The 12581-nt window shown below is 51.0% G+C and carries 9 protein-coding genes; all 9 read right to left on the reverse strand.

What is annotated here, in order from left to right; genetic code table 11:
• Window position 1: 1 nt before the first annotated feature.
• On the reverse strand, window positions 2-1174 hold the full coding sequence (locus tag OGM61_09195; GenBank protein UYI84025.1) for a capsular polysaccharide biosynthesis protein CapF: 1173 nt from the start codon (window positions 1172-1174) through the stop codon (window positions 2-4).
• Entirely contained in the window at window positions 1168-2196 is a 1029-nt protein-coding gene (locus OGM61_09200; GenBank protein ID UYI84026.1) for a polysaccharide biosynthesis protein, read from the reverse strand. The genes OGM61_09195 and OGM61_09200 overlap by 7 nt, the downstream gene beginning before the upstream one ends.
• Window positions 2197-2200: 4 nt before the next feature.
• Window positions 2201-3436 (reverse strand): hypothetical protein, encoded by a 1236-nt coding sequence (locus OGM61_09205; GenBank protein UYI84027.1) that lies wholly within the window; start codon window positions 3434-3436, stop codon window positions 2201-2203.
• A complete protein-coding gene (locus OGM61_09210; GenBank protein UYI84028.1) occupies window positions 3433-4752 on the reverse strand; it encodes a flippase in 1320 nt (439 codons plus the stop codon). Before OGM61_09210 ends, OGM61_09205 begins: the two co-directional genes overlap by 4 nt.
• Complete coding sequence (locus OGM61_09215) at window positions 4727-5245, reverse strand: acyltransferase (protein UYI84029.1); 519 nt, start codon at window positions 5243-5245, stop codon at window positions 4727-4729. Before OGM61_09215 ends, OGM61_09210 begins: the two co-directional genes overlap by 26 nt.
• Window positions 5246-5247: 2 nt before the next feature.
• Window positions 5248-6396: a glycosyltransferase gene (locus OGM61_09220; protein UYI84030.1), complete on the reverse strand. Its 1149-nt coding sequence runs from the start codon at window positions 6394-6396 to the stop codon at window positions 5248-5250.
• 7 nt (window positions 6397-6403) lie between these two features.
• Entirely contained in the window at window positions 6404-7612 is a 1209-nt protein-coding gene (locus OGM61_09225) for a glycosyltransferase (GenBank protein ID UYI84031.1), read from the reverse strand.
• Between the two features lie 76 nt (window positions 7613-7688).
• Window positions 7689-11633 (reverse strand): InlB B-repeat-containing protein, encoded by a 3945-nt coding sequence (locus OGM61_09230; GenBank protein UYI84032.1) that lies wholly within the window; start codon window positions 11631-11633, stop codon window positions 7689-7691.
• A 200-nt stretch (window positions 11634-11833) separates the two neighbouring features.
• Window positions 11834-12580, reverse strand: a complete 747-nt coding sequence (locus OGM61_09235; protein UYI84033.1) for a prolipoprotein diacylglyceryl transferase — start codon at window positions 12578-12580, stop codon at window positions 11834-11836.
• Between the last annotated feature and the right edge of the window lies 1 nt (window position 12581).

The raw sequence follows: 12581 nt of genomic DNA on the forward strand, positions 1-12581 counted from the left end.
GCTACACCTCCTCAAAGTAGGTATCCGGATGGCTGGGGTCAAACTGCTCGTTGGCCCACATGACTGTCACCAGATTTTCCGTTTCGCTCAGATTGATAATATTGTGGGTATAGCCCGGCAACATATGAACAGCCTGGATCCGGTCGCCGCTGACCTCAAATTCGATCTTTTCATCGGAGCCGATTTGACGTTCCTGAATCAGCCCGTGTCCGGCCACGACGATAAAGAATTCCCACTTGCTGTTGTGCCAGTGCTGTCCCTTGGTGACGCCCGGTCTTATGATGTTGACGGAGACCTGTCCGCAGGAGGCGGTCTTCAGAAGTTCCGTGAAGCTGCCTCGCTCATCCACATTCATCTTTAGCGGGAACGCAATTTTTTCCGGCGGCAGATAGGACAGATAGGTACTATAGAGCTTCTTTGCAAAGCTGCCATCCGGGATCTCTGGCAGCAAAAGCGTCTGCGGCTGCTCCCGGAACGTTCGGAGTAGACGGACGATCTCGCCCAGCGTCACAGGATGACTGACCGGAACGCTGCAATACGCCCCATCTGTCCGGTTGGGATGCCCCTCCATGGCGTTCAGAATCTCGTTGATCAGGTCGTCAATGTAGACCAGTTCCAATTCGACTGCCGGGTCTGAAACGGTGATCGGCAGATCCCGCGCGATATGATGGCAGAAGGTTGCCACCACCGAATTGTAGTTGGGGCGGCACCACTTGCCAAACAGGTTCGGCAGACGATAGATCATCCCGTTTGCACCGGTTTCTCTGCCGTAAGCGAGGAGCAGCTCCTCCGCCGCTTTTTTGGACTGCCCATAGGGACTTTCGGCATATCGTCCGGTCAGGCTGGCCTGAATGGAGGAAGACAGCAGCACTGGGCAGCGGTTGCCGCTTTCCCGAAGCATCTCCAACAGGGTACGGGTGAAGTCCGTGTTTCCGGCTGCAAATTCTCCCGGATCCTGGGGCCGGTTCACGCCAGCCAGGTGAACCACGAAATCCGCCTTTTGGCAGTAGCCCACCAGGGTTTCAGCCGAAGTATCCCGCGTACACAAGAGAATTTCCTCGATTTGCAGTGCGGGCCGAGTCCTGTCTCTGTGATCCTTGATGGCGGAAAGGCGCTGCGTCAGATTTTTCCCAACAAATCCGTTTGCGCCGGTGATCAGTACATTCATCAGCAAGTTCCTCCGAACAGCTTCAGCTTCAGCAAAAGCTGTTTCATTTCCTCCACATTCAGCCGGTGTGTATTGTGTGAGGTATATTGCTCGATCTTGCCGAATTCCGGGTTGCCTTTACTGAAATAGTTGTCATAGTTCAGATCCCGGTTGTCCGCCGGAATGCGGAAGAAGCCGGGCAGCTCTTCCGCCCGCATCATTTCCTCTGCAGTGACCAGCACCTCAAAGAGCTTTTCGCCATGCCGCGTTCCGATGATCGTCGTGCCAAGGTTGGAGTGCTTCAGCTCCAGCACAGCCTGTGCCAGCGTCTCGATGGTCGCAGCAGGGGCCTTCTGCACGAACAGGTCGCCCTGTTCGCCATGCTCAAAGGCATAAAGCACAAGGTCTACGGCATCGCTGAGCGTCATCATAAAACGGGTCATATTGGGATTCGTGATCGTCAGGGGCTTCCCCTCGTCGATCTGGTCGCAGAACAGCGGGATGACCGAGCCGCGGGAAGCCATGACGTTGCCGTATCGGGTCAGGCACAGAACCGGATCTCCGGGCAGCATCTGCCGGGAGCGGGCGATCACATTCTTCTCCATGACGGCCTTCGTCATGCCCATAGCATTGATGGGATAAGCCGCCTTGTCCGTAGACAGGAAGATTGCCTTCTTCACATGGTTTTCCACACAGGCAGAGATCACATTGTCAGAACCGGCCACGTTGGTTTTGACCGCTTCCATGGGGTAAAACTCGCAGGAGGGTACCTGCTTGAGGGCGGCTGCGTGGAATACATAATCCACCCCGCGGAACGCCGGGTCGATGGAACGGTAGTCCCGCACATCACCTATGTAGAATTTGATCTTTTCCGCATACTGCGGATACAGCTCCTGATAGGTATGCCGCATATCATCCTGCTTCTTCTCATCCCGTGAGAGAATGCGGATCTCTGCAATGTCGGTGGTCAGGAAGCGGCGCAGCACAGCGTTGCCAAAGGAGCCTGTCCCACCGGTAATGAGCAGTATTTTATCTTTGAATTGAGACATGTCTTTAGAATCCCCTTTCCGATTCAGCGGTATCTTCCTTGCCGAATGAGCACTCCACTCCTTTGATGCCACCCAATAGCATTAGAATAGCAAAGAAAAAATACGGATTTGCATCAACAACAGGCTCAGGCATACAGATCAGCAATGCACCTAAACCTAAACTTGCAATTTGATTTGATAGCAAATTGTGGTTTGTTTTTTTCATACGCACAGCGGCACCATATGCAGACCGTATGCTCGTTATCGTAAATATTACAGCGATTACAAAGGGAATCAGTCCAACCTTATTTAAAATATCAAGCCATAGATTGTGTACCCACTCTCCGTGATATGCGAATTCACTCTTCTGGCCTCCAAAGGGATAACGAAGCCAATCCCCCGAAAACAAATATGAGGTCCATGTTTTAAACCTCGAAGATTTGTCATCGTATAGCAGTCGCCGTACAATTTTCAAAGACAGCAATTCATCTTGAATTCCGAAAGCATTCAGGAACACAATTGCAAATATCGCAACAAAAAAGAGCGCGGCAAGCCCAATGAGCAAAGCTTTTCTGCTGATTCGCACAGATGAGTCATGAAGCCAACGAAGTAGGTTAAAAGCAACAAGAATTAAAACAATGAATATCATCGTTCGATAGGCAAAGAACGATGCTTCAAACGTACTCATCAATAGAACCGCCAGCGCTATAAGCTTTTTTCGAACCCCGCAATGGGAGAACAGGATTGAAGTTGAAAGAGCAACCGCAAATGTGAACATAAACCCCGTAGAGATAACTGAAACCATGTCACCACGCCAAAAATCGACGGACACTCTTTGATAAGCATATTGCGCATAGTAGTCTGATTTAAGATATGCGAGCAGATTCAAAACGCCGTGCAGAAAGAAACCAAATGTTAGCGTATTCGTCATTTCTTGAAACGAACGGTCGCTATTATCAGATAAAACAAACCACTTTCCGAACAAGTAGGCTGCCCAAGGTCCCCAAAGATATATGATTAGACTTTTTACCGCAAATCCAAAGTTAAAAGTATAAATAACAAAATAGGATGTCGAAAAAAGCAAGAGAATAACATCATGCTTTTCAATGACAATGGTTTTCGATTTCCATATAAAAAAGTAAAGAGTCAATGCGAAGAAAATTTGACCAGGAAGATTGAAGGCACCGACCGAAAAGAGGAACAGCCCCACAATAGTTATTGTATTAGCGGCATTTGTTCTTTTGCCGAAAAGAACACTCATCTCCAATTTCTCCTTGCTGTGCTTTCATTCTTTTTTGGAAAAATCCCGCGAAAAAGTACTGCATCAAGCATCAGTCTACAGTTTGGTCTCAAAGGCCTTATTATTGCGGGAAGAATCACTGTTGTCGAAGCCTGGGTGATTAGCGAGGCCGCAGCGGCTCCAGATGCTCCCCACGATGGGATCAGCGCAAGGTTCAGCACAACATTAAGTGCAGCCGCACTGACATACAGGTATTTCAGATATTTCTGCCTGTTTTCACATACCATCCATGCATTTCTGGCAACACCAAGGTAGGAAAACGCTGTGTACCAAACCACGATGCGCAGAGGCCCGACTGCCGGCAGATAGTTTTCTCCATAGAGAATCAAAATAAAAGGCTTTGCGACAAGGCAGATCATTGCGGATACGAACAGGGACACATAAAAAACAATTGCGTAGAGCTGCCGGTTCTTCCGCTCATAGCGCAGGCGGTCTTTCTGAAAACTCTGCACGATCTCCGGATAAAGGGAATCAATGATTGCTGAGAGAATAAAGGCCCATGAAACGCTGACCGTCGAAGCAAGTGAATAATGTCCGACGGCATCTGCGCCAAGCATCTGCTTGAGCATCAGCTTATCTGTACAAGCATAGATGGAGACCATCAGCCCGGCTATGATAAAGCTGCCGCTGCTTTGCAGAAGCTCCTTTGCTTTTTCCAGAGAGTAACGGAATCTTGTTCCGCCATTTTTGAAATAAGCAATCAGCAAAAACGCTGCGAGTACGATGTAATCCAATGCGCTTGCAACGGCGAACCATTCCACGCTTTTCCCAAGCGCAAGCAAAATAATTTTGTACACAGACATTGCCGCATACGAGACGAGTTCGGCAATGGCGGAATACTTGGACTGGAGCCTGGCCTGAAACCAGTAGTTGAGGGTATCAAACACCTGAAAAATGAGGCCAATGCTGTACAGCGCCACAACCACAATGGTGAGACGTTCCCCTCTGTCCACAACACTGACAATGCCGATGATTGCCAGCGCAGACAGCAGACTTGAGATCGCCCGCAGCAACAGGGTCGTTCCAATTGTTTCGCCCTGCTGATCCGGATGATCCACAAAGTTCTTAACGATCACGCTGTTAATGCCAAGCGTACAGAGCGAGGCAAAGAATGCCGCATATGCCGCCGCGTAATTGATCAGGCCGTAATTGCTTGGGCCAAGATAGCGCGCCGCAAAAATACCAACGACAAAAGCCAGCAGCTTGTTCGCCACTTTGCCACCGATGATCCATCCGGCATTTTTAACGACTTTATTCTTTCTGAGCGACTGCAGCAAAATCTTCAAGCTCCTTCATCACTTTGGCTGGGACACCGGCCACCATCGTATCCGCCGGCACATCTTTAGGAACACAGGCGCAGGCTGCGATCATACTTCCATCCCCAATGCTCGTATTCAATAGGAGCGTAACCCGACCACCGATCCACACGCCGCTGCCTACTGCAATATGATAGGATTCGCCTTTTCCAGCCCGCCTGCTATGGTCGCCCATCTGGTGTCCACCTGTCAGGAAGGTGACATCCGGAGCAATATCGCAGTTATCTCCAATCGTCACTGTCCCATTTCCATGGACAGTGAGATTGCATCCAATCCAACAATTCGCACCAATGCGGAGCGTCCCTGTATTATGAATCGGCCCGACAATTTTGGTATTTTCTCCGATCTCATAGCCGATGGAACGAAGAAGATTCCTCTTTGCGGGGAAAAAACGTGTTCCGGCCAAGACATGATTGACAAGGTAAATCACAATTCGTTTTTTGATAGTCTTCAACTTCATCTTTGATACCAGTCCTCCCGCAGCGGCTTTGCGAGGCTGCATGGACCGTTCGCAAACAAGCCGGAAGCGTCTGTACCGTTCAAAAGTGCCTGCGATAGCTGCAAAAATCGCTTTGCGGCAACCTCTGCATTCCACAATTCTGTAATCGTCAGGTACGCCGCTTTTCCAAAGCTATACTGCATAGTCGTATTTTCAAGAAGCCGTCGTACCTTTTCATAAAGCTCCTGAATATTGCCGGAGTGATAAACGCTTCCATTCACGCCGTCATTTACGAGGTAAGGTGTTGCCCCTGCTGCATAGCTGGCAACCACCGCACAGCCGCTGTTCATGGCCTCGTTTAACACAGCGCCCCAGCCCTCTTGGCGGTCACTTGTGAATAAGTAGATGCCTGCGCTTTCCATATGACGACGCACGGCTTCCGGAGACATGGCCCCAAGAAACCGTACATTTTCATCCAGAAGTCCAGCTTCCGAAGCCTGTTGCTTGAGCTGCCGCTCCATCTCACCGGTACCGATCATCTCGATTTTGAAGCAGCATCCTGCCTCATGGAGTCTCTTTGCAACCTCAATCACATCGTCCGGATGCTTCCAGTCCAGAAAGCGTCCACACCACAAAATGGTTGCTTTTGCTTTGCGGTCAATCAAGTCATCAATGCTGGGATACCGGATCGTCTCCGGAAAGTAACCCCATTTGTAGCACCGATTATGGAAAAGACCGAATTTTGCATAATCCCCCGCGGTATAGGCACTGGCGCAGAGCATATATGTCTTCCGCCAAGGTGGATTGTAATAATGCCACTTGAGAAATCGCGGTATATATTTCAAAACAGGATTTCCAGCTTTCAGCGGTCGCTCGGAATATCGGAAAAACAATTTGGCCTTTTTGCCGTATTCCTTTGTCTGACGCTCTGGAAAGGAACCTGCTATCAAAACATCCAGATCATTTAATTGCTTCTGAACCTCCTGGTCTGATGCCGAACAGGTATATGAACGCACCAAATCATTTCCCCATCCGAGGTTCTTTCGCTCTGCATCCATCTCTTTATGCGCCACGAAGCAATAGTTGTGATTTGTCAATTCATAGAGGGCATCGGATAGGGAAACTTGATGATGCGTAAAGTAGTTACTGCAAAAAAGAATTCTCATGTAGCCATCACACGCCCTTTTTCAAAGTAGACAAAACATTTTCATAGAGTTTGACATAGCCTTGATACACCGTGTCCTTGTCAAAACGCACCATTTTTTTAGGGTCCGCACGCCAGTTGCTGTCCGCCACGTCTCTCACGGCATTCTCCAATGCCTGCATATCGCCCTGCGGAATCAAGCGTCCATTTCCCGGTGCTACCGTTTCAGGACAACCGTCCGTTTCGTATACCACCACTGGCGTTCCGCATGCCTGGGCCTCTACCGTAGTCAGGCCAAAGGTTTCCTCATAGGTAGGGTTCACAAACACATCTGCGGTAGAGTACCATTGCGCCAATTCGATTTGATTTGCCGTGCGTAAAAGCCCAAGCACATTGGAAGGAATATTCGGCAGTTGCTTTTCGATTAGGCCAATCAAAACCACCTGATAGTCAGAGCCGAGGCGGCCAGCAAGCGTCAGCAAATCCGGCAAACCCTTGCGTGCATTCCATGCATTGGCTACCCCGAGGACGATTTTCTTATCTTCCAGATGATACTTTTCACGCAAGCTGCTGGACTGTGGGCGGAAAATCGTGCGGTCAATCCCGTTGGGAATAACGGTTCTCGGATAGTTCTGTAGGAACGACTGTGAAACCTGATCCGCAAGCCATTGCGAGGGCGTTGTGATGGTCAGACTTTTTACACCGGTAAAGGCATTCTTTTTGCGAAGGAAGTTATGCCTTACATCGCCTTTCCAATAGCATTGCGGATACCGGTACAGCAATTTGCAGTCCCGGCACTCGGTCTGCCATTGCATACACTTGACTTGCGAGAAATGTGTGCAATGGCCGGTAAAAGTCCAGCAATCATGCAAAGTCCAAACGACGGGAATATTCGCTTCCTTCAAAAAGCGGAACAGCATCTCGTAATTCACATAGAAGCCGTGCAGCGTGTGCAGATGGATCAGATCAGGCTGAAACGCTCTGATTTCTCGGATCATCTTTCTGGTCGCCGCCCAGGAATATAGTCCCGCATGGTCTGTGAATCGTGATACTGCATTGTGAAAGTAATACTCCAGCTTTCCAGACACCTTCACTGTGTCCGCATTGTCGGAGCATGCTCCCGTACCGTATAAAGTCTTTACATCATTGCCATACTTTTTCAGCAGGTTCATGATATCAGCGATGATTTTTCCAGTGCTTCCAGTCCCATATACCAAATTGACAAACAGCACTTTCATCCTTCTCATCTCCGATGTTGTGTGATAAAAGAGAACCGCCGAGGCGCCAAGGTGCGCCCCGGCGGTTCCAGTGTATTTACTCGGTTTCGCTGTCCAGAATCATCCGGCCAGCACTGTCAAAGTTGTAATATCCCTCCGGCATCAGGCCGTGCGTCCAGTACACATAGTAGCTGCGGTCATGGACGACCTCACAGGTGGAACGCACATAGTAGTAGTCGCCGTCGATCTGGATCAGACCGGCATAGGTACGTTCACCGTTCCTGTAGAAGTACAGGCTTCCGTCTTCCTCGTAGATCCCGTTTTTCAGAGGTGCGACGCTGCCTGTCAGCTTGCCATCTGCGTCGAAGTGATATCTGCCCTGGGGCATCAGGTCATGCGTCCAGGAAATGTAGTAATCACAATCGCGTACCACTTCGCACTTGGAATTCACATAGTAATAATCATCGCCAATTTTGATGAGGCCCGCATAGGTCAGTGTTCCGTTGACATAGTAATGCAGAACACCATCTTCCTCGACGATGCCATTCTTCGGAGTGCCGGTCAGCTTTCCGTTCTCATCGAACGTGTAGTAGCCGGCTTCCTTCAGACCATGCGTCCAGGAAATGTAGTACACACAATCGTTCACGACCTCACCGCTGCTGCGGACATAGTAGAAATCACCGTCAATTTCAATCAGGCCAACATAGGTTACCTTGCCGTTGACATAGTAACGAAGCACGCCGTCATCGTCCTTCACGATGCCATTCTTGTCCGTAGCACCCGGAATGAGCTTGCCCTTTGCGTCAAAGGCATAGGTTCCTTCCTCCATCAGACCGTTCATTCTGGAGCAGTAGTAGGTCTGGTTCACGATCAGCTGGCCCTTGCTGTTGGCATAGTAGTAATCGTCACCGATCTTGATCATACCTGCAGGAGCCTTGATGCCGTCGACATAGTAGAAGAGATCTTCGCCAGCCTTCAGGATTCCGTTCTTGCCGGTGTCCTCGTCGTGCAGAATGACACCGTTCTCATCGAAGTAGTAGCCCCATTCAGGAAGCGCAAGGCCATTGGTCTTGTGGAGCCAGCAATCCTTGCCGTTCAGCACAGTGCTCTTCACCGCCGCCGAGAGGGTCAGGCCCTCACGCTCCTCCAGATTCTTCTGAACCGCGAAGTAATAATAGTTGACCTCGCCGTTCTCCTTGACAACGCGCTTCAGGCCGGCTTCTTCCTCGATGATGCCGCTGTTGAGCCAATAGGTATCATTTCCGACGCTGTAAACACCGGTAACATCTTTTTGGAACACACCCTTGCCGTCAAAGACGCAGCGGGCTTCTTCCGTTGCTCCATCGGGGACCAGCGTCGCGATTCCGGTAGCCGCGTATCCGGTTTCGGTGTCCAGATAGTAGGTATTGCCGTCAATGACGGTCCAACCAGTCTTCTGCAGTTCGCCGTTCTTGTAATACTGTCTGCCCTGCTCGCTCTCAAGCCAGCCGGTCGGGCACGGGATCACTTCGCCTTTTGCGATAAGCTCATTACAAACCGTGCAATACGTATCGCCGGTGTAACCGGGTGTCGTAAGCGTTGCTTCGACCGCATTGCGAATCTCCGGCTTGTGGCCGGTCGCAGGGACTACCTCCTGTTTAACAAGCACTTCCTTGCAAACATCACAGTGCTTGCCCTCCGTCAGGCCGGTCTTGGTGCAGGTCGGCGCGACTGCGGGGTCAATGACCTCGGTATGTCCCTTGGCGGGGATCACTTCCTGCGCAACGAGGATTTCGTTGCAGACAGAGCAGTGCTTGCCCTCGGTCTTGCCGGGTTCGGTGCAGGTCGGCTCAACTGCCGGATCAATGACCTCGGTATGTCCCTTGGCGGGGATCACTTTCTGCGCAACGAGGACTTCGTTGCAGACAGAGCAGTGCTTGCCTTCGGTCAGACCAGTCTCCGTGCAGGTCGGAGCCTTTGCTACATCGATTACTTCTGTGTGGCCGGTCGCAGGGATTTCTTCCATACCGGAGAGGATTGCCTTACAAACGGAGCACTTCGTACCGGCCTTATGGCCGGGCTCGGTGCAGGTGGCCGGTTTTTCGGGGATCTGAACAGGCGTGTGGCCGGTCGCGCTGATTGCTTCGGTCTTGGTTGCATTGCAAACTGTGCAGGTGTAGGTCTTGACACCGGCGTTCTCACAGGTAGGGGCGGTCGTGATCTCGCCCTCATTCCATCTGTGGCCCTTGGCGGGAATCTCTTCCTGCGCTTTGATAACCGTTCCGCAGACAGAGCAGTGCGCGCCTGCGGTCTTGCCGGGCGCGGTGCAGGTAGGCTCGACGGCCGGGTCAATGACCTCGGTGTGTCCCTTGGCGTGGATGACCTCGCCTTTCTTCACCATCTCGTTGCAGACGGTGCAGTAGGTGTCGCCGGTGTAGCCGGGCGCGGTGCAGGTGGCGTCCTTGGCATCTCTCACCTCAGTGACCGCATGGCTGCATCGCCACTGGGCGTAGAGGGTGGTGTCCGCCGTCAGGGTGATGTTGTCGCCATCTGCATAGGAGGTGCCGCTGCCGTCGGCTGCGGTATTCCAGCCGTTAAACGTATAGTTCTCGCGGGTGAACGGGTTGGAGAGTAGCGGCGTATCCGTGGAGGGCGCGACCTTCTGCACCTCGATCTCCGGTGCGCCGGTGTAGTTCGGATCAAAGATCACCAGAAGGCGCTGGCACTTGAGCCACTTGTCAACCTCGAAGTTATACTGATCCTGCGCCGCACCTTTGGTGTCCGTATAGCTTCCGTCGTCATTTTTCAATCTGATCGGGTCGATACCGATATCATGAGAAGTTACGTTCGAGCCGCTTTGTGTATACTGATAGGTGATTGTCTCGGTACCAGAGGTTGCCTTCATAATATAGCGGCCGGTCTTCTGGCTGGAGCATACGTCCGCACCGCTTTTTGTGGTGTAGATCGCGCCGGCCGCAATGAGCGTGCCGTTGACATCCACAAGGGCGTCCACCAGATCGGCATTGGTTCGCGTATAGCTTTTCGTGGGAGAATATAACACGGATTTGAACTTCGCGTTGGGATTGACATAATTCTGGTCCGTCCACTGGTCGCTGTCGTAGATATACGCCTTCTTGCGCGCAGCGATCGTCAGCTCCGCCGCCTTGTCCACATATACCTGCACGCCGGGCAGGAGCGCAATGTCCTGGTTGGTGGTGATGCTGCTGCGCGGCGTGATGTGCAGGGTCATATTGTTGGTGATGGGCAATACATATTCGGAAGAATCTACTCTAAGCGCACCAGAGTTGATACTCAAACTGTTCAACTCTGCCTTTCCGTCTACTGTGTAAACCATGCGATCCTGGGCAGCGTCGTACTGCTTTGTCAGGCTGCCGGAAAGCACCTTAAACATGCCGCTGTTTCCGATAAAGGTGACAGAAGCACCATTTTGGCTGTCACTTGCATAGATATCTGTATAGAGAATTTCTTCGGCACCTGAATAAATGGTTAAAGGAGACTCAATGTTTTGGATGAAATACTGGGAAAAAGGAAATACATTGTTGCCCATGCACATTGTTGCACGTCCACCGCGGAAGTCGCCAATCTGGAACCACTCATATACCTTGGCACCGCTCTCAGCGGCGACTGCACCGTTGCCGGAGACAAAGCCCCACGCATACAGCGCACCGCCACTCTTTACGGTGATCGCAGCGCCGGTGTTCAGCCAGAGGTGACCATAATTGCCAACCATTCCTCCAATCTGACTGCCACCAGCAGAGTAGTATTGACCACCAACGCTGATGGCGCCCTCCACCGTCAGAGCCGCATCGGCAGCCAGCACCAGCTTGCGGTATGCTTTGGCCGCTGCCGCCTTTCTGGTTGCCGTGGGTGTTTCCTTGTACAGTGTATTAGCATCATCGAACGGCACCAGCAGCGTAACACCGGCGGGGATGGTATAGCTGCCGGACAGCGAGCCATCCGTTGCTACAACAATGGTCTTATCCGTGCCGGACTGAGCCGCTGTAATAGCGTCATTCAGATCCGAATAGGTTTGGCTGCCCACAGAAAATGTCGCCGGCACAGCTGTGGCCGCGTCTGCCAATGGCTGAATTGCAGGAGTTGAAGCTATTTGAGCTTCGCTTGTCAATTCTGTGAGTTGTGTGAAATCCGAAACATTCTCAGCTGCCAATACTTCCATAGGCAATAATGCCAGTGTCATTAGCAACGCCAGCATGAGGGAAGTAAACCGCTTGATTGTCCCCTTCATTTCTTTGTTACCTTCTTTCCTTTTTTATTTTTCATGCTTGATTCTATATAAATGCTGAGTCCCGCCGCAAATGCGATGGCTGCCCAGACATGAGAGAGGTGGAACAGCATCCCCGTAGAGGACGTCCGGAAGAATTCATCAATGAAGCGGAACGCTCCATAGGATGCCATATATAACGGGTAAATGCTGCCGGGGTTCTTGCTCTTTTTCACTCTGGGGATGAGCAGAATCAACATCACAATATAATAGAGGATCTCGAGTTCCCTTGTGGGGAAGTGAACGTGCGTTCCCGGTATGACTAAGCCAGAGCAGCATCCAGAGACGATGCAGTTGATCCGAGCGCACATCACCGTGAAGATCATGCAAATCGTAAAAATATCAAAAACGGCTTTGATATTGCGTTTTGAAACCTTTGCGCTGATGAAATAAAGCACTGGCATAAAGAACACTCCGCCGAATAAGCTCATGTTGCCAGCATCTCCGGTTTCCAGAAACGCAAATGCTTTTACACTCAAAACACCACATACCGTATGCAGCACCGAGAATGCTATCACGGCGTACCATTTCATTTGGAGTTGCCGCCGCATCCTGTACAGCCAGAACACATTGAAGATAGTTCCCAGAAGCAGGAGCACGATCAGTGAATGCTCCTTCAGCCAGATAAATACAAGATCAAGCAATACGTACTCCTTTTCGTATTCGTATCTTCCATGGGGTATGGCGCTAAAATCACCATACCCCATG

The sequence above is a fragment of the Clostridiales bacterium genome, from assembly GCA_025757645.1.
In the GTDB taxonomy this organism is placed as follows: domain Bacteria; phylum Bacillota; class Clostridia; order Oscillospirales; family Oscillospiraceae; genus CAG-103.